General features: G+C 67.3%; 21 protein-coding genes. 11 read left to right on the forward strand and 10 right to left on the reverse strand.

Annotated elements, in window-relative coordinates; translation table 11 throughout:
• Window positions 1-15: 15 nt before the first annotated feature.
• From E2E27_RS02695 to E2E27_RS02710, 4 genes are all read right to left on the reverse strand, one after another.
• Window positions 16-2,742, reverse strand: coding sequence for a hypothetical protein (locus E2E27_RS02695; protein WP_141457565.1), 2,727 nt, complete (start codon window positions 2,740-2,742; stop codon window positions 16-18).
• Between the two features lie 12 nt (window positions 2,743-2,754).
• Entirely contained in the window at window positions 2,755-3,630 is an 876-nt protein-coding gene (locus tag E2E27_RS02700; RefSeq protein WP_141457566.1) for a fimbrial biogenesis chaperone, read from the reverse strand.
• A 125-nt stretch (window positions 3,631-3,755) separates the two neighbouring features.
• Window positions 3,756-4,427: a hypothetical protein gene (locus E2E27_RS02705; protein ID WP_141457567.1), complete on the reverse strand. Its 672-nt coding sequence runs from the start codon at window positions 4,425-4,427 to the stop codon at window positions 3,756-3,758.
• Window positions 4,428-4,531: 104 nt separating this feature from the next.
• Window positions 4,532-4,948: a DUF4402 domain-containing protein gene (locus tag E2E27_RS02710; RefSeq protein ID WP_181443531.1), complete on the reverse strand. Its 417-nt coding sequence runs from the start codon at window positions 4,946-4,948 to the stop codon at window positions 4,532-4,534.
• 178 nt (window positions 4,949-5,126) lie between these two features.
• Between E2E27_RS02710 and E2E27_RS02715 the strand changes: the two genes are divergently transcribed.
• A complete protein-coding gene (locus tag E2E27_RS02715) occupies window positions 5,127-5,843 on the forward strand; it encodes an ECF-type sigma factor (RefSeq protein ID WP_181443532.1) in 717 nt (238 codons plus the stop codon).
• Here E2E27_RS02715 and E2E27_RS02720 read toward each other — a convergent pair.
• From E2E27_RS02720 to ald, 5 genes are all read right to left on the reverse strand, one after another.
• Window positions 5,838-8,012 carry a serine/threonine-protein kinase gene (locus tag E2E27_RS02720; protein ID WP_181443533.1) on the reverse strand — a complete coding sequence of 725 codons (2,175 nt, stop codon included), beginning with the start codon at window positions 8,010-8,012 and terminating at the stop codon, window positions 5,838-5,840. The two genes, E2E27_RS02715 and E2E27_RS02720, sit on opposite strands and share 6 nt — an antisense overlap.
• Before the next feature lie 490 nt (window positions 8,013-8,502).
• Entirely contained in the window at window positions 8,503-9,312 is an 810-nt protein-coding gene (locus E2E27_RS02725; RefSeq protein ID WP_141457571.1) for a lipid II flippase family protein, read from the reverse strand.
• A gap of 27 nt (window positions 9,313-9,339) precedes the next feature.
• Window positions 9,340-10,113, reverse strand: a complete 774-nt coding sequence (locus tag E2E27_RS02730; protein WP_141457572.1) for a sulfite exporter TauE/SafE family protein — start codon at window positions 10,111-10,113, stop codon at window positions 9,340-9,342.
• Window positions 10,114-10,419: 306 nt separating this feature from the next.
• Complete coding sequence (locus E2E27_RS02735; protein WP_141457573.1) at window positions 10,420-10,860, reverse strand: RrF2 family transcriptional regulator; 441 nt, start codon at window positions 10,858-10,860, stop codon at window positions 10,420-10,422.
• Between the two features lie 70 nt (window positions 10,861-10,930).
• Entirely contained in the window at window positions 10,931-12,025 is a 1,095-nt protein-coding gene (gene ald / locus E2E27_RS02740) for an alanine dehydrogenase (RefSeq protein ID WP_141461519.1), read from the reverse strand.
• 137 nt (window positions 12,026-12,162) lie between these two features.
• Between ald and E2E27_RS02745 the strand changes: the two genes are divergently transcribed.
• From E2E27_RS02745 to E2E27_RS02755, 3 genes are all read left to right on the forward strand, one after another.
• Window positions 12,163-12,603 carry an Lrp/AsnC family transcriptional regulator gene (locus tag E2E27_RS02745; RefSeq protein WP_141457574.1) on the forward strand — a complete coding sequence of 147 codons (441 nt, stop codon included), beginning with the start codon at window positions 12,163-12,165 and terminating at the stop codon, window positions 12,601-12,603.
• 201 nt (window positions 12,604-12,804) lie between these two features.
• A complete protein-coding gene (locus E2E27_RS02750) occupies window positions 12,805-13,839 on the forward strand; it encodes a diacylglycerol/lipid kinase family protein (RefSeq protein WP_141457575.1) in 1,035 nt (344 codons plus the stop codon).
• Window positions 13,836-14,750, forward strand: coding sequence for a hypothetical protein (locus tag E2E27_RS02755; RefSeq protein ID WP_141457576.1), 915 nt, complete (start codon window positions 13,836-13,838; stop codon window positions 14,748-14,750). The genes E2E27_RS02750 and E2E27_RS02755 overlap by 4 nt, the downstream gene beginning before the upstream one ends.
• Before the next feature lie 11 nt (window positions 14,751-14,761).
• Here E2E27_RS02755 and E2E27_RS02760 read toward each other — a convergent pair whose 3' ends face one another.
• Window positions 14,762-15,292 (reverse strand): DUF2141 domain-containing protein, encoded by a 531-nt coding sequence (locus tag E2E27_RS02760; RefSeq protein WP_141457577.1) that lies wholly within the window; start codon window positions 15,290-15,292, stop codon window positions 14,762-14,764.
• Window positions 15,293-15,516: 224 nt separating this feature from the next.
• Between E2E27_RS02760 and rpe the strand changes: the two genes are divergently transcribed.
• The 7 genes from rpe to dxs all read left to right on the forward strand — a co-directional run bounded on the left by rpe (window position 15,517) and on the right by dxs (window position 23,387).
• Window positions 15,517-16,179, forward strand: coding sequence for a ribulose-phosphate 3-epimerase (gene rpe / locus E2E27_RS02765; RefSeq protein WP_141457578.1), 663 nt, complete (start codon window positions 15,517-15,519; stop codon window positions 16,177-16,179).
• Entirely contained in the window at window positions 16,179-18,050 is a 1,872-nt protein-coding gene (locus E2E27_RS02770; protein ID WP_141457579.1) for a heparinase II/III family protein, read from the forward strand. Before rpe ends, E2E27_RS02770 begins: the two co-directional genes overlap by 1 nt.
• A gap of 8 nt (window positions 18,051-18,058) precedes the next feature.
• Window positions 18,059-19,660, forward strand: a complete 1,602-nt coding sequence (purH, locus tag E2E27_RS02775; protein ID WP_141457580.1) for a bifunctional phosphoribosylaminoimidazolecarboxamide formyltransferase/IMP cyclohydrolase — start codon at window positions 18,059-18,061, stop codon at window positions 19,658-19,660.
• Between the two features lie 342 nt (window positions 19,661-20,002).
• Window positions 20,003-20,188, forward strand: coding sequence for a hypothetical protein (locus E2E27_RS02780; RefSeq protein WP_141457581.1), 186 nt, complete (start codon window positions 20,003-20,005; stop codon window positions 20,186-20,188).
• Window positions 20,189-20,201: 13 nt separating this feature from the next.
• Window positions 20,202-20,882, forward strand: a complete 681-nt coding sequence (gene msrA / locus E2E27_RS02785; protein ID WP_141457582.1) for a peptide-methionine (S)-S-oxide reductase MsrA — start codon at window positions 20,202-20,204, stop codon at window positions 20,880-20,882.
• A 38-nt stretch (window positions 20,883-20,920) separates the two neighbouring features.
• Entirely contained in the window at window positions 20,921-21,385 is a 465-nt protein-coding gene (locus E2E27_RS02790; RefSeq protein ID WP_141457583.1) for a Fur family transcriptional regulator, read from the forward strand.
• A gap of 70 nt (window positions 21,386-21,455) precedes the next feature.
• Window positions 21,456-23,387, forward strand: coding sequence for a 1-deoxy-D-xylulose-5-phosphate synthase (gene dxs, locus E2E27_RS02795; protein WP_141457584.1), 1,932 nt, complete (start codon window positions 21,456-21,458; stop codon window positions 23,385-23,387).
• The last annotated feature ends 3 nt before the right edge of the window (window positions 23,388-23,390 follow it).

Below are 23,390 nucleotides of genomic sequence, written 5' to 3' on the forward strand. Positions count from 1 at the left end.
CGTTTGCGCCTCCGCCTACTCGATCACCAGCGAGGCTTCGTGCACTTCGCCTGCGGCAATCTCCACCACCGCCGCGCTCGGTCCGGCCGAGAGTTCGTAGCAGCCCGGTGCCAGTCCGAGGAAGAATGCCTTGCCGTCAAAGGCCGTCCTTTCGCGCGCGACAGGTGCATCGGCTTCGCATTGGCGCAGGATCGCGACCATGTTGGCGGTCGGCGACCCGTCGGACCCGAGCACCGAAACCGCGAGCTCGCCGCTTTCAATGACCGGGATGTCGAGTGCCACAGGTGCGCCCGGCCGGGTCGTGAAGACATATCCCTTGTCCGCAAGGACGAGATAGGGATCATCGACATTCTCGAGATCCGGCACCAGGGCGAGCTGGCCATCGACCGGCAGATTCTCGACCAGAACCCTGCTTCCATCGTGGGAAACGAGCCCTCGCGGCACCAGTTCGACATTGACGTTTTCGACTTCGGGCTCACCCTCGTCCCGCAACCGGTTGCCATTCGTATCGGCAAAGGCGGATGCGACGACAGCGCCGCGAGCGGAAAGCGCCTCGCGCCCGAAACGCAGCCCGCCGGACAGGGGCGCGCGATCGACGGCGAAGGAAAGGGTCAGAAAACCCCTCCAGCCGCCGGTGCGATTATCATGCCGAAGGTCGGCCCCCAATCGCACGCCGTTCCAGTCGCGGCTTGCGCCAAGCCCCCATTGCCCTCCTCCGCCGACCAGATCGCGTTCGCCGAAAGCCGTCAGCTGCCAGTCGGCTGCGCGATAGGTCACTTCGCCCAAGGCGCGGCGCAGCCTGGTGCGCGGCTCCACTTCGTAATCGAGACCGGCTCGCAGACGGAAGGGGCCGAGGGACCCGGCCGCCAGCAGCCCTCCCGCGAACTGCCCGTCGCCATCGCGGCCACCTGCCGATCGTTCGAACAGCCGATATGACAGGCGACTGGACAGCGAAATGCCGGAAATGGCCGCGTTGACCCGCACGCTGGCCTGACGGTCGGACTCGCCGGTGACGCGGGTCGAGGAGACTGCGTCCATTCCCACGCCAACCGCCCCGATCCGGCCATTGAGCGCCAACCGGCTCTGCGACGCGATCCCGAGATTGCCGAGATCGTTGGGCGACCGGCTGAACCCCGGTGAATAGCGTTCATGGCTTGCCGACAGGTCGAAGGCACCCAGCGAAAGGCCTCCGAATGCGCGCCCGGCAAGGGCCTCGCCGTTCTGCATCACCACCTCCCCGCCGTAGACCGCGCGCCCCGTCTGGACGGAGATGCCTGCGCCCAGATTGAAGCTGTCCGGTCCGCCATTGTCCGGGCGGCGATAGGCAGCCAGTGTGCTGACGCCGAGATTGCCCGAAATCCCGTAGGCCGCGCGCGCCTCGGTATACAGGGCCTCGCCCAGTCCAACCCCGCGCCTGTCGGGAAGGCGAATCCCCTCAGGATTTGAGTGGTCTGGCGCCGTGTCGAAGAAAATGCTCGCGGTTCTCCCGTCGAGCAGGGTGCGCCCTTCGCGGAGCATCAGAAGGTTGTACCGCAGCGCGCCGGGCTGAACCAGCGAGGATCCAATATCGGTGACACGCTCGATCGTCTGCCGCTCTCCCGAGGGGCCATAGAGCACGATGCGGAAGCGGTTGATCCCGAAGCGGGTGGGCGTTTCGGGAAAGGCATAACGACCGTCAGCGCCGATGGTCTGGAAATCGAGCAGTTCATCGTCGCGGTACAATTCGGCCTGCCAGCCGGGGGGCGCGTCTCCGATCAAGGAGGTTGTCGCAAACGTCCCCGCCTGATCGAGCGGTTCGCGTGCAATCCGGAAACCCACGCCGAACGCGCTTTGCTGCAGGAGTGGTGTGGGCGGAGCGGCGATGTCGCCCGCCTCGATCAGACTTGCGCCGAGCGGCCCCAATTGCCGGGCCAGCGGATCTCGCCGTTCAAGCGTGAAGCGCGCCGTTGTCTCGCCACTTGTCGCGGCGTTCAGCGCCAGAAACCCGGTCGCCTTCAGGATATCGCCCTGGGCCAGGAGCGATCCCTGAACGGCTACGCCGCCCTGTCGGTTGTCCGCGGAAAGGGCAAGGTTGGTGGTGAGGTGCGGCCAGCCAATCCAGCGGTGGTTCTGCGCGATTTCGACGAAGCCGGTCGTGTCGATGGAAGTCGCACCCGATCCGGCGACGCGCTGTCCGGCGCGGCGCGCGGCTTCCTCCGAGGCGAGCAGATAGGGCGGTGCGAGGTTCAGGGTCTGGCGCGAAGCGTCCCACGTCGGAGACAGCCGGAACCAGTCCTGCATTGCCCCGGCCGAGATATGGGCTTCACCATCGATCCGGATCATGTCCCGGTCCGTCACGGCGCGCACAGCGCCGCCGATGTCTGCCGTGCCGGCTGGCAGATCAATGGCGAAGCGCTGCGTTTCGCGCAGGAACCAGCCCGACATCCGGCCATTGTCATCCAGCTCCAGCGCGAAGCCGAGCGCGTCCATCAGCGCGGCGAAGGGCACATAGACGGCGCCGTCTTCGGCCATGAACAGCAGCGCGTCAGCTGCAAGAACCCGCCGTTCGCGCAGGCGGATTTCGGCAATGCGCAGGTCGAGCCCCTCCCCGGAGCCGATCTCATCGCTGTCGGGCGGCGCATGAACCGGTGCGGCGGCAGACTGCGGCAGGGCCTCGGCCGCAGACGGAAACAGCGCTGCAACCGCGAGCACGCACAGCAGCGCGAAGCTCCAGCGCGCGGTTCGGTGCCCTTCCCCCGTCATTGCCCACGCCGGTCAGGGCAGCGGATATTCTGCGAGCCTGTCTCCGGTGCGGCCGCCCTCGGTTTCCTGATCGAAGACCAGCCGAGCCGGCCTTGCTCCGGGTCGCAGGGGCAGGCTGACGGTGCGCGTGGTGGCAGGGGGCAGAACGGCGATGCCGCGCAGAATGCCGACTTCGCTGCCCTGCGCGTCCAGCGCGCGCAGGATGCCGTACTGGCTGCGCTGCCCCGTCCGTTCGAGGACGACGGTAAGTGCCTCGGGATTATCGGGCGAGCGGGTTGCAGACCGGATCGACTGGCCCCCCTGGGGCGCGCCGGTGCGCAGCAGCACGGGGATGGAAATTCGCAGGTCGAGATTGGCAGAAACGGAAACCCGGCGTTCGCCGCTTGTCTGCGTTGTCTCTGCTTCTTCGACCTCTTCGGCATCCGTGACGAGCGGGATCGAGGAAAAACGCAGATGGCTGCGCAATTCGCCGGCGCGAAGGTTGCGCGGCGCGCGGGCGATCACGCGGACCGATTGACGCTCGCCGGGTTGCAGGGTCACCTGCTGCGGCGAGAACCGCAGGAAAGGCGCGGCCGACCAGCCGGCGTCCTCGCCCGCTTCGAGCAATCGGTAATTGCCCGCCTCATCAAGGCCCATCTCGATCAGATCGATGCGATAGGTGACGGGTTCGCCGCCGGAATTGTAGAGCGTGACCGATTGCCCGCGCCCCCCGGCATCGAGGATGATGCGGGTGGGCGACAGCGCCATCCCGCCAAACGGGGAGGCCGCGTCGGCCGGAACCGCGTCGAAGGGCAGCGGGCCGTCTTCGGGCTGCTCCTGAGCCATGGTCATCGCGATCGGCACGGCCAGCGCGGCGAGGCCAAGCATCGTTTTGTCGAGGTATCGCATGGTGCGGTCTTTCTGTGCTGATCATCGCGCCCGGAAGCGCGTGTCGCTCCCGGGCCGTCTTGCGTTTTGCGGTGGTGCAATGCGCGATGCCGCCCCGACCATTGCCGGCCGGGGCGGCGAGGCGATCAGTAGGTCGCGGTCAGCGTGATCGTTCCGGCTGTGGTCGAAGGATTTGCGGCGGCGCCGAGATCGACAGCCAGCCGGGCGCCGACGAGAATGTCGAGCTCTCCTGCCGTGGTGCCCGAGGTGAAGCCATCGGGGCAGGTCGCGACGATGGTGTTGGAGATCGTGGAGTTGACGAACCCGTTGTTGGTCGCGCCCTTGTGGAGCGCGGCGATCCGGATTCCGTCGGAATTGAGGATGAAGCCGTTATTGAGGCCGCTGTCCTCGATCACCGCGGTGAAGGTTGTCGGCGTCGCGGCGCTGCATGCGACCGCGAACCGGGCGGGGTTGAAAGACCCGGACGCATCGCAATTCGACGGTGTCGGCAGAACGGCGTCGATCACATTGAACAAGGTATCGGTTTCACGAACCGTCCGCGTCGGCGTGCCGTTGGCGGGGACATCATAGACACAGAAGCGCTCGCTGACGACGCCGTTGGGAATGTTGAGGCTGCCGAACTCGAGGTCGCTGGTGCCGGTCACCGACAGCGGGGGCGTGACGGCAAGAAGCTCGGCATTTGCATTGACGGTCGCGCTGTCGCTGACCTGCGCCATGGCGGGCGTGGCCGAGAACGCGAAGACCGCCGCGATGGCACCGAGTGTTCCGGTGCGGGTGATGAAGGGACGAAGGTTCATTTCACTGTGCTCCTGATGCTGGATCCAAGGTTGGTTGTGCGAACCCGTCGGTGTTTTGATTTTCGAATGAATTCGGCTGGTCTGCGGGGGTGTCGGACCGTCCCTCAATTGTAGGCGATCTCCAGCCGGATCGACCCGACCGGACCGGAAAACTGATGGGGGGCCTCGGGCCGCACTTCGATGGCGCCGCCCGCCTTGACGACGCTCATCCCGTCGGCGTCGCACGGGCGGACCTGATAGGCGCTGCCGGGGGCTGCTCCGTCGATCGCCATCGGTTCGGGCGCGGCATCGAACGCCGCACCCGCCGGGGCTGCGTCGGTGTAGATCAGCTGAAACTGCACCAGCGAATTGGCCGCACAGGTCAGCGCAAATTCTGCGGGCAAAGCGTCACCGCCGAGAAACTGGCACAGCCCGCCGCTGGTCGACCGCCTGGAATCCGGGCCGAGCACATAGAGGCACGAACCGGTGACGGGGATCGCGAGCGTACCGAAGTCGAGCGGCTGGGCAGCAGCGATCGACAAGGGTTGCAGAAAGGTAGCCCCGGCCCCGGTTTCCGCCTCCTGCGCCGCGCCGGAAACCGCACAGGCAAAAAAACCGGTCCCCAGACACAGGGCAGCGATCGGCCGAGGCCAAGTCCGGGCCGGGCCGGGATTGCTGCCGCGCCTCCCCTGTTGCCGCTCATGCCCCGGGCCGGAAGTGATGATTGATTCCCCCATACGCTACATCACGTATTCCGGGCCGAAATCCGGCCAGAAAAATGGATCGGGGGCGATTCCTGTCGCGATGAAGGGGTCTTTGCGCGGACCGAAGGTTTGCGTCACACCGCGCAAGGCATTGATTTGCGCGCCGGGCAGCCGCTATCCCGGCTCCATGGAGCAGGCGGAACCCGAACGGCCCGAAACCGACGAAGCGCGCGACGCGGTTCTGGCCGAAAAGCTGGTTGTCGCCTTCCACGACGAACTGATGGAAATCGCGCGATCACGCCGGAGACGGCACGCCCCCCAGAACACGCTCGTCACTCTGGAAATCCTGCACGAGGCCTATCTCAAGCTGGACAACGGATATGAATTTTCCTCCGCGCGCCACTTTCTCGCGGTTGCTTCGATGGCGATGCGACAGGTCATCGTCGATCAGGCCCGCCAGCGCCTTGCCGCGAAACGGCAGATGCCCGACGAACTGCCCGAGACCGGCGACGGCGACCAGTCCGAGCGGATCGTCGAAATCTCCCTGCTCCTCGACAGGATGGCGGCGGTCAACAAGCGCTGGCGGCAAGTGGTCGATGCGCGGTACTTTGGCGGGATGACCGATCGGGAGGCCGCATTTCTGCTGGCGATTTCGGAACGAACCGTCCGGCGCGAATGGAACGATGCGCGGCGCTGGCTTGCAACCCAGCTCGGCATGGACAACCTGTCATGATCCCAGAAGCCGCTGCGCCTCCACGCCGATCCGGTCTCCCGCCGGGCCGCTTTCCTTCGCCAGCGCCGAAGCCTTGCGCAGCATCGCCTGCGCCTCTTGCGGCGCATTCCGGGCGATGAGCACCTTGGCAAAGCTGAGGTGGTACACCGCGCGCAGCAGCGCCGGATCGCCCATCGCGGTCAGATATTGATCCACGGCGCGCAGCTTTTCGCGGGGATCGCCCCCGTCTGACCGGGCCAGCGCCTCCGCCTGACCGAGCAGCACGGCAATGTGCAGGGGCGTGCCTTCCCCCGAATATTCGAGCGCCAGTGTCTCCGCATAGCCAAATTCCGCGAGCGCATCCTCGAGCTTGCCGGTCGCAAGCAGCGCCTTGCCGTAATTCGAATGCAGCGCGCCGGTTGCGGCAGAGGGGCCGAACAGGCGATCGCGCAGCGCAACCGCGCGTGCATAGTGTTCGGCGGCGCGCTCGGGCCGGTTCTGGAAGAGATAGACGCTGGCGATGTTGTTGAGGGTGTTGAGCGCATCGAACCCGCTCGAAAGGCCAATCTCGCGCCAGATGGCATCCGCCTTCCTGAAGGCAAGCTCGGCTTCATCGAGCCGGTTCATGGCCGCAAGGCTGGTGCCGATATTGTTGTAGAACGCCCCGGCACGCTGATTGCTGTCGCCATATTGCCCGATATGTTCGGCCAAGGTCGATTGCAGCAAGGCGAGCGCCGCCTCCGGATTGTCTGCGCGCAGCAATTGGGCTTCGAGCGACCGGCTGTCGAGCAGCCGGGTCGACCACCGCCCCGAATCGCGGCGCCAGAAACGCTGCGCCTCGCGCAGCAGCTTTTCCGCTTCCGCGAACTCGCCCTGCCGAACGAGCGACCGGGCTGCGTTGTACTGCGCCTGTGCGAGGATTTCGGGCTGAATTTCGCCCCCGCGCCCGATCACTTTTCCCAGCGTGACAAGCGCGCCCTTGTCGTCGGAAAGGTTGTACTGCAATTCGCCAAGAGCCTGAAGCAAGGCCGCGAATTCCGAAGGGGAGCGATCGAAACGCTCGCCCATGGTCTGAGCCGCTGCGGAAATGCCCGAAACGGTTGTCCCGCCGCCGGCCTGCAACGTCAGGTCGGACAACAGGAAAAAAGCGGATTCGCGGATGACGTCGCTGCGCTGCTCCTCGGCGAGCGCGAGGTTCCTAGCATCGACCGCCGCGCGCATCTGCCAGATGCTCACCGACAGGCCGACCGAAAGCGCGATGAAAGCCAGCAGCACCGCCGATGTGGCCAGCCAGTGCCGCCGCAGGAACAGGCCGGTGCGATAGAGCGAGCCGGTCTCGCGCGCGGACACCGGCTGCTTCGTCTGCCAGTTGATCAAGTCTTCCGCCAGGGCATCGGCCGAAGCATAGCGTTGCGATGGTTCCGCCTTTGTCGCCTTGCGCAGGATCGCGGTCAGGTCTGTGTCGCCGATATCCCCGGGCTTGATCGTGACCGAACCACCCTCGTCACGCTCGGGCAGCTTGCCCGCAAGCAGGAGGTGCCCGAGCATGCCGACCTGAAAGATGTCCGTTGCCACGGTCAGCGGTCCGCCATCGAGCTGTTCGGGGGCCGCCGTGGCAAGGGTCAGCGCCCGGATCGCGCCTTGCACCCCGTCGGACGCATGGGACGGCATGAGCACGGCTATGCCGAAATCGATCAGCTTGAGCTGCCCTTGCGTGTTGATGAGGACGTTGGACGCCTTGATATCCAGATGCAGCACAAGCCGGCCATGGGCATGGGCGAGGGCGCTGCACAGATCGACCAGCAGGGATGCACGGGCCTGCCTGTCCGTCGCCTGTGCCGCGCACCAGCGGTCGATGGGCTGGCCTTCGACATAGTCGATCACCATGAAGGCGCGACCATCTTCCGTATCGCCGCCATCGACGATCCGGGCTATGTGCGGATGCTCCAGCTGGGCAAGGCGTTGACGCTCCTCGGCAAAATGCGTCCGCAAGATCGGGTTGCGCGATGCCAGCAGTTTGAGCGCCGCCAGCTGCCGGTAGGTGCCGTCGTCGCGCTCGACGAGCCAGACCTGCCCCATTCCGCCCCGGCCCAGCAGCGATATTCTGCGCCAAGGGCCAACGCGTGGCGGGAGATCGAGCGGGGCATCCTGAGCCGCGGCGCCATCGTCCACCGACACGCCGGTGGCCATGAAGTCCGTAAGGCCCGAGACCCCCGCTTCCGGCGACGGATCCGGGGATCGATGCGGGTTACGGGATTGCCGGCCATTGTCCGCGCCCGGCGAATCCTGTCCGTTTGCGAAAACACCCAGCCACTTCTTCGCCATTCGTCCACCCCGCGCAAACGCCGAAAGGGGGAACCTGGCTGAAGATACAGGCCAGAAGTCTCGATCGCGCACCAACCGGAGCGATCCAGCCACGAGCGAGCCCCCGGATTTTCACCGCTCGCGCCGGGTGCGAACCCTATCGGATCGCGCTGCATTTTCCAGACGTTTCGAACCTTGATGTGCTCCTGCCCCTCGCAATCGAAGCGCGAGAGCGATCCGCGGATTTAGGGCAAAGGGGAGCGATCGACCCGCGACCCGGCAGAAGATCGACGCCTTGTGTGACGGAGCGGGGAGACACGTTCCGGCGCAGGTTCGGGCAGTGGCGGGTGGGCGAGACCCGGCGTTGCCCCCCGCCTTACAGCCAGCCCGCCGCCCAGGCGATCACGATTGCTGCCGGCACCAATAGCGCCTGCGCCAGCAGCGTGCCCGCGAGGCGGCTGAGCGACACCCAGATCATCGCGCGGCGGAAGGTCGCTTCGCTGACGCTGCCGTCGACCACATCGTCGGTCAGCGCCGAAATCTGCGGGTCGATCAGCGCGAACAGCAGGATCGTGGCGAAGCCGTTGACGATCGCGGTCATCTGCGAGGCGGTGACGCGGAATTCGGGCACGAGGTAACCCGCATAGAGCGAGGCAAGCACGCCCACCGCCAGCAGGCCCTGCGCAGCGGCATTCGCGATCAGCACCGGCCATCTTACACCGCGCGGCCCCTTCAGCGATCGCAGCGTATCGGCTTTCGGCAGGGCGACCGAATCCCGGATTGTATGCAGGCCTGCCGGCGTCACGCTCCGCAGCAGCAGCAGCGTTGTCGAACGCCGGGCCTGAAAGAAGCCGATCCCGGCCGCGAACAGCCGCTGCCCGGTCGGCACCAGCGCGATGCCGAGCGCCACGGCGAGCGCGGCGCAGAGCAGCACCAGACGCAGATCCCACAGCAGCGCCTCGCCCCCGTTCCCGCCTTGGGCCAGCGCGGTCTCGATCCGCTTGGCGAGGAAGGGGCCGAGAAATCCGTTCGACGTGCGGCTGACCAGCAGCAGCACGTTGAACAGCGCGAAGGACAGCGCGATGCGCCCGGTGCGCACGCCTGCGATCCGCGCCGCATAGGCGAGCGCGCCAATGAGGTTGATGACTGCGGTCAGGCCGCAGATCAAAAGCAGTTCGGTGTCCATGGCGCGGCCCTTCGGGATGATGCGCGATCAGATGATCGGCCACGCCTTGTAGATGCTGTAACTGCTGGTGGCGATGAGGACGATTGCGACGGCCAGCAGCAGCACCCGCGGCCGCACACGGCTGGCGAGCACCGCACCGAAGGGCGCCGCGACCACGCCGCCGATGATCAGCCCGACCGTGATCAGCGTGAAGGCGGCCAGCCCCAGCGTGGCGATGAAGGCGATCGAGATCGACAGCGTCAGCAGGAACTCGGCGGAATTGACCGTGCCGATGATCTTGCGCGGATTGCCGCCCTGGATCAGCAGGTTACTGGTGACCACCGGCCCCCAGCCGCCCCCGCCTGCCGCGTCGAGAAATCCCCCCGCCACGGCCAGCGGGCGGGTGTAGCGCGGATCCTCGAAGCGCGGCTGCGACAGGCGGATCGCCTTCCACAGCAGGTAGAAGCCGATCCCCGTCAGATAGAGCATAACGAAGGGCCGCGCCGCCGAAGCGTCGATGCTCGACAGCAGAAAGGCTCCCGTGACCCCGCCGAGCACGCCGAAGGGCACCAGCCGCCTGAACAGCCCCCAGTCGACATTGCGGTGCCAGATATGGCTCGCCCCCGATGCGCCGGTGGTGAACAGCTCGACCAGATGAACGCTGGCCGAAGCCGCTGCGGGCGGGATGCCCAGCCCGCTCACCAGCAGGGTCTGGGTAATGACCCCGAAGGCCATGCCCAGCGCGCCATCGATCATCTGCGCGGCCATGCCGATGGCGATGAAGGGGGCGATCTCGACGAGAAGCGGCACGATATCGGGCATGAGGCAGGTTCTCTCTGCGCAAGGGCAGGGCTAGAGCACGCTCGGCGAGGGGTTGCGGCGAAAGCGGGGCCGGGCCTCGCGCCCCTTACGGGCAGGCGTCTCCGCCTCGGGCAGCAGGCCGCCCGCGGCATTGTGTTTCTCGGGATGGTCCACGGAGGGGCCTTTCGTTGCGCGGAGCCTGTGCGCAGCGACCGAATTAAACTCAAGTTATTTGATTGACAATAGGCTTTGCGCAACACCCTGTCAGGCTGGGCCGAGAGGTGCGCTGCGCGCGCCGGAATCCTTCGGGCGCGGCGGCGGCGAGGGTCAGGCGGTATCTTCGCTGAAACTCGGCACCGGGGTGATCGGATCGGACAGGCGGATCCCGTCGAGGATCTGCGCGGTGCGGTCGCGCACGTCCAGCATCAGCGCGCGGGTGCGGCATTCGCCTTCCGCAAGGCAGTTCTTGCACTTTTCGTGCGCGTAGCGGCTCGCGCAGGGCACCAGCGCGAGGCTGCCGCGCATATGGCGGATGAGATCGCCATAGGTGATGTCGACCGGCGCGATCGCCAGCCAGTAGCCGCCGTCGCGGCCGCGCTGGGATTCGATCAGGCCCGCGCGGGCCAGTTCCGAGAGGATCACCGTCAGGAACTTGGCCGGGATCTTCTGCGCCTCCGCAATCGCGGCGAGCTGCACCGGGCCCCCGCCATAGTGATCGGCAAGGTGCTGCATCGCGCGCAGGGCATAGCGGGTCTTCTGGGACAGCATCGGCGGCTGACTATCCGCCGCACAGGCAGTGCGGTCAAGCGCCCGCCGCGCTCCCTGCGCTCCCGGACAATCAGCCCAGCGGCAGGTCGAGCGCCTCGGCCACAGCCTCGTGCCGGATTGTGCCGCTGGCGACGTTGAGCCCTTCGGCCAGATGCGCATCTTCCGCCATCGCCGCCGCAGCGCCCATGTTGGCGAGCTTCATCACATAGGGCAGCGTCGCATTGCCGAGCGCGATGGTCGAGGTGCGCGCGACCGCGCCGGGCATGTTGGCGACGCAGTAGTGGATCACCCCGTCGACGGTGAAGACCGGGTCTTCATGCGTGGTCGCGTGACTGGTCTCGAAACAGCCGCCCTGGTCGATGGCGATGTCGACCACCACCGTGCCCGGACGCATCGCCGCGATCATCTCGCGCGTCACCAGCTTGGGCGCGGCGGCCCCCGGCACCAGCACCGCACCGATCACCAGATCGGCCGCCGCCACCGCTTCGGCAATCGCGGCCGACTTGGAGAAAGCGGTGCGGATGGTGTTCCCGAAGCTCATATCGAGCTCGGCCAGCCGGCGGTGCGAAATGTCGAAGATGGTTACGTCGGCGCGCAGGCCCACGGCCATCTGCGCCGCGTTCACCCCGGCAACCCCGCCGCCGAGGATCACCACCTTGCCCTTTTCCACCCCCGGCACGCCGCCCAGCAGCACGCCGCGCCCGCCCTGATGCTTTTCGAGATAATGCGCGCCGCACTGCACGCTCATCCGCCCGGCAACTTCGGACATGGGCTTCAGCAGCGGCAGCGAGCCGTCGGGCGCGGTCACGGTTTCGTAGGCGATGCAGGTCGCGCCCGATGCCATCAGCCCCTCGGCCTGCGGCTTGTCGGCGGCGAGGTGGAGATAGGTGAACAGCAGATGGTGCGGGCGCAGCATGGCGATCTCGGAGGCCTGCGGCTCCTTGACCTTGACGATCATCTCCGCCGCTTCGAACACCGCCGCAGCGTCGGGGAGAATGGTTGCGCCCGCCGCCTCATAGGCGCTGTCGGCGAAGTCCACGCCGCACCCGGCTCCGCTCTGCACCACCACCGTGTGGCCCGAACGGGTCAGTTCGGCGACCGCCGCCGGGGTCAGGCCGACGCGGTATTCGTTGTTCTTGATCTCGGTGGGGACGCCGACGCGCATGATGCTCTCTCCAGAAACTTTTGTGCGCGCGAGTGTAACATAGGGTCGCTGCACGATCTCGGCGTTGATCGTGCGCGAGGCGTCGCTGAACGGGATGATCTTGCACTTGATCATGATCTAACGCAGGATTTGCGCGCATGGACCGTATCGACCGGAAAATTCTTGATCTCTTGCGCGAGGACTCGCGGCTGACCGGCGAACAGCTGGGGGAGCGGGTCGGGCTCAGCCCCTCGGCCGCGCATCGGCGGGTGAAGGCGCTGGAGGAAAGCGGCGCGATCATCGGCTACCGGGCGCGGCTGTCGCGCGCGGCGCGGGGCAACCCCTCGACCGTATTCGTGGCGGTCACCCTCACCGACCAGCGGCAGGCGACCATGCTCGCTTTCGAGACCGCGCTGGCAAATACGGCGCAGGTGGCCGAGGCCTATCTGATGAGCGGGCAATCGGACTATCTCATCAAGGTGCTGGTGCCCGACAGCGACAGCTATGAACGCATCCACCGCGAGATCCTGTCCGCCCTGCCCGGCGTGCAGCGGCTCGTAAGCCAGTTTACCATCCGCACGCTGGAAAGCGGCGAGTAAACAAGACCTTCCCCGCGCAGCTATCGCAATCGCGACAAAACAACGACCAAACAATGACATACACTCGTCGCACGCGCGCGGGTCTTGGTCGCCTGCCCCTTGATTTTCGCGTCCGATAAACGATCTGGCGAAGAGCGCTTGTTACAATTGCGGGACAAGATTGCGGTAGAAAGTTAGTTTTCCGACAGATATAGGACGCGCATGGCCACCCCGATCTATGAATTTGCGCATGTTCCGCGGGTGGACCCGGCGACGAAGACGCGCGCCCGTGCCCGGCGCGTGCGCGATGCGGGGCAGGCGCCCACCGTCGGCGTGATCTACAACCCGCGCAGCCACCGCAATCTCGGCGCCGATTTCGACTGCGGGCTGTGCCCCCATGTCCACATCGCCCAGCCGCGCGAACGCGGGCAATTGCCGCTGGCGCTGAGCGAATTCGCCGACAAGGGCATCGATCTGCTGGTGATCAACGGCGGCGACGGGACGGTGCGCGACGTGCTGACCTGCGGGCAGGCGATCTTCGGGGACGATTGGCCCGCGATCGCTGTGCTGCCCAAGGGCAAGACCAATGCGCTCACCGTCGATCTCGGCATCCCCGACGACTGGACCTTGCAGGACGCGATCGACGCGCTCGACCATGGCAGCCGCGTGTGGCGCCGCCCGATGACGGTGGCCCGCGCCGAAGAGCCGCAATCGCAGGTCGCGGGCTTCATCCTCGGCGCGGGGGCCTTCACCAAGGCGACCCAGGCCGGGCAGAGCGCGCACAAGCTTGGCGCGTTCGATTCGATGGTGGTGGCGGTCACCGGCGTCTGGGCGCTGCTGCAATCGCTGTTCGCCACCCGCAACAATGCATGGCGCAAGGGCGCAGGGATGCGCATCGGGCTGGGCGCGGCGGATGCGCCGATGGCGCATAGCGGGCACGGCGATCCGGCGATGCGCCAGCTGCTGTTCGCCTCGACGCTGGAGCGTCTGCCGGCCGGGATCAAGCCCTTCGGCGCGCTCAAGGCGGGGCTGAAGCTGGTGGCGGTCGACCAGATCTCGCGCCGCACCACCGCGCTGGTTCCGCTGGTGCTGATGGGCAAGCTGCGCGGCTCGCTGCGTGAACGCGGCATCCACCAGCTCGCCGCGACGCAGTTCAGCCTCGGCATCGACGATCAGTTCATCCTTGATGGTGAGGCCTTCCCGGCGGGCGAATACCGCATCGAGCAGGGGCCGGAGCTCGCCTTCGTCGCCCCATGAGCGGGAGCGCTGCGGCGCTGACGGAGCGGATTGCCACGCGCCTTGCCGCACCCGTCGATCCCGCCGTCGCCGCTTTCGCGCAGGCGCTGGCCGATGCGGCAGGCGCGCGGGCGGTGCTGTTCTACGGATCGAACCTGCGCACCGGATCGCTCGACGGTGTGCTCGATTTCTACGTCCTGCTGCCCGGCGATCGGGAGGCCGCGATCTGGCCGACCGTCTCCTATCACGAGCGCGCGCATGAAGGCGTGACCCTTCGCGCCAAGCTTGCCACCATGACGCTGGCGACCTTCGCCCGCGCGGCGAGCGGCGAGCTGACCGACACCACCATCTGGGCGCGCTTCGTGCAGCCCTCCGCGCTGATCTGGGCCGAGGACGAGGCCGCCCGCGCCGATGTCGTCGCCGCGATCGCCGCCGCTGCCGTCACCGCTGCGCGCCTCGCCGCCGCGCTCGGCCCGGTGAGCGGCACCGCCGAAGACTACTGGCGTGCGCTGTTCCGGTCCACCTACAGCGCCGAATTCCGGGTGGAGAAGCAGGGGCGCGAGAACGACATTCTCGCCGTCAACGCCGATCATTTCGCGGGGCTGCTGCCGCTGGCGCTGGAGGCGGGCGGCATCCCTCCCGGCCTTCACGGCGCGATCCTCACCCCGCGGCTTATGCCGGGCGAGCGGGCGCGCATTCTGGGCTGGTGGAAGCGGCGACGGCGGATGGGCAAGCCGCTGAACCTGCTGCGCCTCGTCAAGGCCAGCACCACCTTCGAAGGCGCGGCGCGCTATGCCGCGTGGAAGATCGAGCGGCACACCGGGATGCCGGTCAGGCTGACGCCGTTCCGCGAACGCTGGCCGCTGCTGGCCGCGCCGCAGGTCTTGTGGGATCTGAGCCAGCACCGCCGCCGCCAGCGCAGCGGCGGTTAACCCGGCTCACATCACATATACTGGACGCTGATCGTCATCCGGGTGACGCCCTGCCCGGCATTGAACCGCACCTTCTCGACCGAAGGCGGCCGCGGGACGAGGCCGAGGATCTTGCGGATCCCCGGATTGTTCGACATCCCCGCCCCGTCCGACAGATCGGACTTGCGGTTGCCGTTGACGTCATGATGCACCGCAATGGCGAAGTCGCCGGTCGCGGGCAGCGGCACGCACACGGTCACGCTACCCGCCTGAGGGCGCGCGTCGACGCGCATCACGTAACGCTTGCTCTCCAGCCAGTCGCTGCTGCGCGCAGGGTAGGCGCGCACGAAGAGGTTGCCTTCCGACGACTTGAGGCCCGTTACGTTCACCCGCACCGCCGGGCCCTTGCCCGCGGCGCACTGGCCGGGATCGTTGGGCATGCTGCGCGCGTAGGTATAGCTCTGCGCAGCGAGCGGAGCGGCCACCATCGCACCGGCGATCACCAGCCCGGCGCCGAGCGCGGGCCAGTCGGGAATGCGGAAAGAGAGCAGGCGGTTGGTCATGGACATCTCGGGAAATAAGAGGTGGGGTGCCGGGGCGCAAGCAGCTGTGCGCGTCGGTGGCGGAGAGGTTTCTGACGCCGCTATGGGGCAATCCGCCTGAATTGCGGCTTAATTGACGCAGACAGGGGCCGGAGACGGTGGAAAAGCACAAGGATACGCCTTGTCGCCCGATTCGCGCCTCCCGTATGGCTGGCAATGCGTCACAAAAGGGCTTCTCGCGCGCCATGCCAGCTCCGCTGATCTCTCCCTCGATCCTCTCGGCCGATTTCGCGCGGCTGGGGGAGGAAGTGCGCGCGGTCGACGCGGCGAGGGCGGACTGGATCCATATCGACGTGATGGACGGGCATTTCGTGCCCAATATCACCATCGGGCCCGATGTCGTTAAGGCGCTGCGTCCCCACACCACCAAGCCCTTCGACGTGCACCTGATGATCGCCCCGGTCGATCCCTACCTGCAGGCCTTTGCCGAAGCGGGGGCGGACATCATCACCGTCCACCCGGAAGCCGGGCCGCACATCCACCGCACGCTGCAGGCGATCAAGGCGCTGGGCAAGAAGGCGGGCGTGGTGATCAACCCCGGCACGCCGGTCGAAGTGCTCGACAACCTGATGGACATGGCCGACCTCATCCTCGTGATGAGCGTCAACCCCGGCTTCGGCGGACAGAGTTTCATCCCCTCGCAGCTCGACAAGATCGCGCGCATCCGCTCGATGATCACGCGCTCGGGCCGCCCCATCCATCTCGAGGTCGATGGCGGCGTGAATGCGGAAACCGCGCGGATGTGTGTGGAGGCCGGAGCCGATGTGCTGGTGGCGGGCTCGGCCACCTTCAAGGGCGGGCCGGAGCATTACGCCGCCAACATCGCGGGCCTGAAGGCGGCGCGCTGATGGCGACGCTGCTGCGCTCCCCCGCCGCCGCACGGGCCGAGGCGCTGGTGGAGCGAGTTGCCGACGCACCGCTGCTGACACTTGCCGAGGGGCAGGAGCCGGCTGCCGAAACCGCCGAGATCGCGCCACCGCAGGAACCCTCGCGCGCGCTGGCGCTGACCGACGTGATCGCGCCGCGCAGCGGCCCGGGCGAGGCGCTGGTCAGGCTCGCCTATCGCATCGGCATTCCCGGCCACGCCATCGCCGCCCCCTTCCGCCGCCCGCAGGCCTTGCGCGTGCTGGCGACGGTCGAGAGCCCCAATCGCGGCGACCGTGCGGTGGGCACGGCCCTGCGCGCCGGGCACTTCCTGATTCACGGGGTGCGGCTGCCGATCGCCAGCTTCGATTTTTCCCTCTCCGCGCATCATGCTCCCGGCGTGGAGCGGGTGGTGCATAGCTTCAGCTGGCTCGCCGATCTCGCCGCCAGCGCCAGCCGTGCCGACGGAGCCGCCGTGGCCGAGCGGATCGCGGGCCAGTGGCTCCACATCCACGGCACCCCGGGCAAGGGCCCCGCCTGGGAGACCGAGCTTGCGGGTCTCAGGCTGCTGGCATGGCTCGTCCACGCTCCGCTGATGCTGGGCGGCAACGACAAGACTCTGAAGTCGCGCCTGCTTGCCGCCATCGCCGCAACCGCCACCTGGCTCGACAAGCGCGCGCCGAAGGAGCCTGCCGGATTCGGGCAGGTCGCCGCCTGGGCGGGTGTGGTGGCGGCGGGGCTGCTGCTCCCCCACGGCAAGCCGCGCCGGCTGTTCGGTGAGGCAGGGCTGGTCAAGGCACTCGGCGACATGGTGGGCGAGGATGGCGGCGTGCTGTCGCGCTGCCCCGCCGCCCAGCTGGACGCGATCCGCCTGCTGACCGATTGCATCGCCTGTTACGAGGCAGCGGGCGTCACGCCGCCCCCGGCGCTTGGCGTCATGCGCGAATTGCTGGTGCCGCCGCTGCTGGCGCTGCGCCACGGCGACGGCGCGCTCGGCAACTGGCAGGGACAGGGGGCGATTCCCGCCGACCGGGTCAATGCCGTGATCGAGGCGAGCGGCGTGCGCACCCGCCCGCTCGCGCTCGCCGGGGCGTGGGGCTACCAGCGGATCAAGGCGGGCGACACGCTGCTGCAATTCGACACCGCCCCGCCGCCGCGCGCAAAGCACGCGCGCACCGGCTGCGCCTCCACCCTCGCTTTCGAGCTTTCGGACGGCCCGCAGCGGATCATCGTCAATTGCGGCGGCGCGGCGCTGGCGGGCGGTCAGGTGCCCGCGCGCATCGGGCAGGGCCTGCGCGCCACCGCCGCCTTCTCGACACTGGTGCTCGACAACGCCAATTCCACCGCGGTCCAGCTCAACGGCCAGCTCGGCAAGGGGGTCGAGACGGTGGAGTTCGACCGCCGCCAGATCGCCCGCCCCGGCTTTCGCGAGGCGACCCGGATCGAGGCCGCGCATGATGGCTATGCCGGGCGTTTCGGCCTCACCCACCAGCGCATCCTGACGCTCAGCGGTGACGGCACCGAACTGGCGGGGGAGGATATCCTCGTCCCCGTCGGCAAGAGCGGCAAGCGCGGCAAGATCGCCTTCGCGCTGCGTTTCCATCTCGGGCGCGGGGTCGAGGTGACGCTCTCCCCCGACAAGCGCGGCGCAAGCCTGCTGCTGCCCGACGGTCGGCTCTGGCAATTCCGGCTCGGCGGGGATAGGGGCGGCACCGGCGAGATCACTCTGTCTGCCGAGGACAGCCTGTGGGTCGACGGCGACGGCCGGCCCCATGCGACCGAGCAGCTGGTGATCGAGGGACTGGCATTGCGCAGCGGGGGGCAATTCTCCTGGCGCTTCAGGAAGACAGGATAGATTCCATCATGGCGGACGGTGTGATCAAGCGGGCGCTGCTCTCAGTGTCCGACAAGAGCGGTTTGGCCGATCTGGGCCGCGCGTTGGCGGCGCGCGGGGTCGAGCTGGTGAGCACCGGCGGCACGGCCAAGGCCTTGCGCGATGCCGGGCTGACGGTGAAGGACGTGTCCGACCTCACCGGTTTTCCCGAAATGATGGACGGGCGGGTCAAGACCCTCCACCCCACGGTCCACGGCGGGCTGCTGGCGCTGCGCGACAATCCCGAACACGTCGCCGCGATGGAGGCCCACGGGATCGGCGCGATCGATCTGGTCGTGGTCAACCTCTACCCCTTCGAAGCCACGGTCGCGAAGGGCGCGCCCCGCGCGGACGTGATCGAGAATATCGACATCGGCGGGCCTTCGATGGTGCGTTCCGCCGCGAAGAACCATGGCTTCGTGACGATCCTCACCGATCCTGCCGATTACGCGACGCTGGTCGCCGAGATGGACGCCAACGGCGGCGCGACCACGCAGGCGTTCCGCACCCGCATGGCGGGCAAGGCCTATGCTCGCACCGCTGCCTATGATTCGGCGATCGCGAGCTGGTTCGCCTTCTCCCCCGCCGCTTCGGACGAACCGACACTGTTCCCCGAAACGCTGCCGATGGCGCTCAAGCGCGCCGATACGCTGCGCTACGGCGAGAACCCGCACCAGTCGGCGGCGATCTATGTCCCGCAGGTTTCGGGCACGGCGGGCGTTCCGCAGGCGACGCAGCTTCAAGGCAAGGAGCTCAGCTACAACAATCTGAACGACGCCGACGCGGCATTGGAACTTGCCGCCGAGTTTGCCGGGCAGGAGCCTGCGGTGGTGATCGTCAAGCACGCCAATCCGTGTGGCGTGGCGCAGGGCGGCTCGTTGCTCGCTGCGTGGGAAGCGGCGCTCGCCTGCGATTCCGTCTCGGCCTTTGGCGGGATCGTCGCGGTGAACTCCGAACTCGATGCCGCCACTGCCGAGGCGATCAGCGCGATCTTCACCGAAGTGGTGATCGCGCCCTCGGTCTCGGAAGAAGCCAAGGCGATCTTTGCGAAGAAGAAGAACCTGCGCCTGCTCGAATGCGGGGCGCTGCCGAACCCGCGCCGGGGCGGCCTCGCGCTCAAGACCATTGCCGGGGGCGTGCTGATCCAGTCACGCGACAACGGGGCGATTTCCGCCGATGACCTCAAGGTCGTCACCAAGCGCGCGCCGACGCAGCAGGAGCTCAAGGACTGCCTCTTCGCCTGGACGGTCGCCCGCCATGTCAAGTCCAACGCCATCGTCTATGCCAAGGACGGCGCCACCGCGGGGATCGGCGCGGGCCAGATGAACCGCCGCGATTCGGCGCGCATCGCCGCGATCAAGGCGCGAGAAGCCGCCGAGACCTACGGCTGGAGCGCGCCGCGCACGGTGGGGAGCGCGGTGGCCTCCGACGCCTTCTTCCCCTTCGCCGACGGGCTGATCTCTGCCGCCGAAGCGGGCGCGACCGCGGTGATCCAGCCGGGCGGCTCGATCCGTGACGAGGAAGTGATCGCCGCTGCGGACGCGGCGGGCCTCGCGATGGTGTTCACCGGGATGCGGCACTTCCGGCATTGATTTGTTGTGCGAGGGCGCATCCGCGCCCTCGTCCTCGGCGCGTTTCGATCCTTACAGGATCGAGCGCCTGCGGGCGGCCGGTCGGCCTTGCGGCGTTGCCGTTTGATTTGCGAGGGCGCGCCCCGGAGGCGTTTGTTCCACCGAGGGAACCGCCTTCCGAAAATTTCGCCGCAAGCCCGGAACGCTTCGGCCTGCCCGCGCGCGCAAGGCAACTTTTTCTCAGGCGTTTCGTAACTATTGCAGGCCCGCGACTGAATACGGGCCTGCCGGCCAGTTCATCCCGCGGCAATTCGGCTGCGGCCACAAGAACCGGCGGCAACCGAGCAATCACGAGTCAATTCCATGCGTCTCCTCTCCTCCGACCTCTTCCGCCATTTCTCGATCGGCTTCGTGCTCGGCGCGGTGCTGGTGGTTGGCGCGAATGCGGAGGAGTGGGGCCTGACGGAATCGCCCGCACAGGCGGCGGAGATGGCCTCCCCCGCGCAGCGTGCCGATGCTCCGTCCGCGGAGTTCGTGATCGCGCCGTAAGGACGCCGATCTGATGCATAAAGCCGCTGCCCTCCTCGCCGCCGCCTCGCTGGCCCTGTCCGCCTGTGCAGGCCCCGCGCACGCCGAAGAGGTCTTCAACGCCCCCGCCGCCACGCGCGTCGCCAAGGAAAAGCCCGGCCTCAAGACCGCAGTTTTCGCCGGTGGCTGCTTCTGGGGTGTCGAGGCGGTGTTCAGCCACACCAAGGGCGTGACATCTGCCGTGTCCGGCTATCACGGCGGCACCGCGCAGAGCGCCAAGTACGACATCATCACCAGCGGCGTCACCGATCATGCCGAAAGCGTGAAGGTGACGTACGACCCTGCCGTGGTTCGCTATGACGAATTGCTGCGCATCTTCTTCTCGGTGGTCGCCGATCCGACCCTCAAGAACCGTCAGGGGCCCGACGTGGGCGCGCATTACCGCAGCGCGATCGTGCCGATGAACGCCGAGCAGGCCGCCGTCGCCAAGGCCTATCTTGCGCAGATGGGCACCTCGGGCGTGTGGAACAAGCCGATCGTCACCCGGATCGAGCCCTACAAGGCGTTTTACCCCGCCGAAGCCTATCATCAGGACTTCATGGCCAAGAACCCCAAGCACGGCTACATCACCCGCTGGGACGCGCCCAAGGTCGCCGCGCTCAAGGTGAAGTTCCCGACGCTCTACCGCGCCGCCTTCCTGCGCGACGCAGGCTAGGCTGGCACAAGCCGCCCTGTCTCATTATATCGCAGGATATGGGACAGCACGCGCACAGCCACCACGAACACACCGGCCCCGATCTGGTCGCCGAGGCGGCGCGCGCACTGGTTGCGAGCGGCGAGCAGTGGACCTCGATGCGCGAGGCCGTGTTTGCCGAGCTTGCCCGGCACGACCGCCCCGTTTCGGCCTACGACATCGCCGACAACCTCTCCGCCGCGCGCGGCAAGCGGGTCGCGCCCAATTCGGTCTATCGCATCCTCGACCTGTTCGTGAGCAACAACCTCGCGATGCGGGTGGAAAGCGCCAACGCCTATCTCGCCAACACCCATCCGGGCTGCGCGCATGACTGCATCTTCCTGGTCTGCGACGAATGCGGCGAGGCCGCCCATGTCGACGACGAGGATGTGAGCCGCGCCGTCCGCGCCATCGCCGCCGCCCGCCACTTCAAGGCGGAGCGCCCGGTGCTGGAAATCCGCGGGCTGTGCAAGGGGTGCGCATAGCCCGTCCTCGTTTGATCTGGCGCAAGCCTTCAATCGACAGGCCAGACTTACAGGTGTAAGGCCAACGGTTATGACACAACCGCCTTACACTCCGCTGCTCGATCAGGTTGACACTCCCGACGATCTGCGCCGCCTGAAGCCCGAACAACTCCGCCAGCTTGCCGACGAACTCCGCGCCGAGATGATCGACGCGGTCAGCGTTTCCGGGGGCCATCTCGGCTCCGGCCTCGGGGTGGTCGAGCTGACCGTCGCGATCCACTATGTCTTCAACACGCCCGACGACAAGCTGGTGTGGGACGTGGGCCACCAGTGCTACCCGCACAAGATCATCACCGGCCGCCGCGACCGCATCCGCACCTTGCGGCAGGGCGGGGGGCTAAGCGGCTTCACCAAGCGGTCGGAAAGCGAATACGATCCGTTCGGCGCGGCGCACTCCTCGACCTCGATTTCGGCGGCGCTGGGCTTTGCCGTGGCCAACAAGCTGCAGGGCAAGCCGGGGCGCGGTATCGCGGTGATCGGCGACGGTTCGATGAGCGCCGGGATGGCCTACGAGGCGATGAACAACGCCGCGCAGGCGGGCAACCGGCTGATCGTGATCCTCAACGACAACGACATGTCGATCGCCCCGCCCGTCGGCGGCCTCTCGGCCTATCTCGCGCGCATGGTTTCCTCGAGCGAATATCTCGGCATCCGCAGCCTCGCCAGCCGCGCGGTCAAGAAGCTCAGCCGCCGGATGCACGACACCATCGGCAAGGCCGAGGAATTCACCCGCGGCATGGTGACCGGCGGGACGCTGTTTGAGGAACTGGGCTTCTACTATGTCGGCCCGATCGACGGGCACAATCTCGACCACCTGCTGCCCGTGCTGGAGAACGTGCGCGACACCTCGGAAGGCCCGGTGCTGATCCATGTCGTGACCGAAAAGGGCAAGGGCTATGCCCCGGCCGAAAACTCCGCCGACAAGTATCACGGCGTGCCAAAGTTCAACGTCGTCACCGGCGAAAAGGCCAAGAGCAACCCCAGCGCGCCTGCCTATCAGGACGTGTTCGGCCTGACGCTGGCGAAGCTCGCCGAGAGCGATGACCGCATCTGCGCGATCACCGCCGCAATGCCGAGCGGCACCGGCGTCGACAAGTTCGCCAAGGCGCACCCCACCCGCACCTTCGATGTCGGCATTGCCGAACAGCACGCGGTGACATTCGCGGCGGGCCTAGCGGCCGAGGGGATGCGGCCCTTTGCGGCGATCTATTCCACCTTCCTCCAGCGCGCCTATGACCAGGTGGTGCACGATGTGTGCATCCAGAACCTGCCCGTGCGCTTCGCGATCGACCGCGCGGGGCTGGTCGGCGCCGACGGGGCGACCCACGCGGGGAGCTTCGACATTACCTATCTTGCCACGCTGCCGAACATGGTGGTGATGGCCGCCGCCGACGAGGCGGAGCTGGTCCACATGACCTACACCGCCGCCGAGTATGATGAAGGCCCCATCGCCTTCCGCTATCCGCGCGGCAACGGCACCGGGGTTCCCCTGCCCGAGGTTCCGGTGAAGCTCGAAATCGGCAAGGGCCGCCTGGTGCGTGAAGGCAGCAAGGTCGCGATCCTCTCGCTGGGCGCGCGCCTGACCGAGGCACTGAAGGCCGCCGACACGCTGGAGGCCAAGGGGCTTTCCACCACGGTCGCCGACCTGCGCTTCGCCAAGCCGCTCGACGAAGACCTGATCGCCAAGCTGATGCGCAGCCACGAGGTGATCGTGACGGTCGAGGAAGGCGCCATCGGCGGCCTCGGCGCGCACGTGCTGACCTTTGCCAGCGACTCCGGCCTCACCGACAACGGGTTGAAAGTTCGTACCCTGCGCCTGCCCGATACCTTCATCGATCACGACGATCCGATGAAGCAGTACGACGAGGCGGGGCTCAACGCGCCGCAGATCGTCGATACGGTGCTGAAAGCGCTGAAGCACAACTCTGCCGGGATCGAGACGGGCGAGGAAGCGCGGGCCTGAGGC

Source organism: Porphyrobacter sp. YT40 (assembly GCF_006542605.1).
Taxonomy (GTDB): Bacteria; Pseudomonadota; Alphaproteobacteria; order Sphingomonadales; family Sphingomonadaceae; genus Erythrobacter.

Coding starts and splice junctions, on each gene's coding strand:
- E2E27_RS02745 (WP_141457574.1), top strand. CDS start 12,163: ATGGACCGTATCGACCGGAAAATTCTTGATCTCTTGCGCGAGGACTCG.
- E2E27_RS02760 (WP_141457577.1), bottom strand. CDS start 15,292: ATGACCAACCGCCTGCTCTCTTTCCGCATTCCCGACTGGCCCGCGCTC.
- E2E27_RS02735 (WP_141457573.1), bottom strand. CDS start 10,860: ATGCTGTCCCAGAAGACCCGCTATGCCCTGCGCGCGATGCAGCACCTT.
- rpe (WP_141457578.1), top strand. CDS start 15,517: ATGCCAGCTCCGCTGATCTCTCCCTCGATCCTCTCGGCCGATTTCGCG.
- E2E27_RS02755 (WP_141457576.1), top strand. CDS start 13,836: ATGAGCGGGAGCGCTGCGGCGCTGACGGAGCGGATTGCCACGCGCCTT.
- E2E27_RS02715 (WP_181443532.1), top strand. CDS start 5,127: ATGATTGATTCCCCCATACGCTACATCACGTATTCCGGGCCGAAATCC.
- E2E27_RS02720 (WP_181443533.1), bottom strand. CDS start 8,012: ATGGCCACCGGCGTGTCGGTGGACGATGGCGCCGCGGCTCAGGATGCC.
- E2E27_RS02730 (WP_141457572.1), bottom strand. CDS start 10,113: ATGCCCGATATCGTGCCGCTTCTCGTCGAGATCGCCCCCTTCATCGCC.
- E2E27_RS02790 (WP_141457583.1), top strand. CDS start 20,921: ATGGGACAGCACGCGCACAGCCACCACGAACACACCGGCCCCGATCTG.
- msrA (WP_141457582.1), top strand. CDS start 20,202: ATGCATAAAGCCGCTGCCCTCCTCGCCGCCGCCTCGCTGGCCCTGTCC.
- E2E27_RS02750 (WP_141457575.1), top strand. CDS start 12,805: ATGGCCACCCCGATCTATGAATTTGCGCATGTTCCGCGGGTGGACCCG.
- E2E27_RS02695 (WP_141457565.1), bottom strand. CDS start 2,742: ATGACGGGGGAAGGGCACCGAACCGCGCGCTGGAGCTTCGCGCTGCTG.
- E2E27_RS02780 (WP_141457581.1), top strand. CDS start 20,003: ATGCGTCTCCTCTCCTCCGACCTCTTCCGCCATTTCTCGATCGGCTTC.
- E2E27_RS02700 (WP_141457566.1), bottom strand. CDS start 3,630: ATGCGATACCTCGACAAAACGATGCTTGGCCTCGCCGCGCTGGCCGTG.
- purH (WP_141457580.1), top strand. CDS start 18,059: ATGGCGGACGGTGTGATCAAGCGGGCGCTGCTCTCAGTGTCCGACAAG.
- dxs (WP_141457584.1), top strand. CDS start 21,456: ATGACACAACCGCCTTACACTCCGCTGCTCGATCAGGTTGACACTCCC.
- E2E27_RS02705 (WP_141457567.1), bottom strand. CDS start 4,427: ATGAACCTTCGTCCCTTCATCACCCGCACCGGAACACTCGGTGCCATC.
- ald (WP_141461519.1), bottom strand. CDS start 12,025: ATGCGCGTCGGCGTCCCCACCGAGATCAAGAACAACGAATACCGCGTC.
- E2E27_RS02770 (WP_141457579.1), top strand. CDS start 16,179: ATGGCGACGCTGCTGCGCTCCCCCGCCGCCGCACGGGCCGAGGCGCTG.
- E2E27_RS02725 (WP_141457571.1), bottom strand. CDS start 9,312: ATGGACACCGAACTGCTTTTGATCTGCGGCCTGACCGCAGTCATCAAC.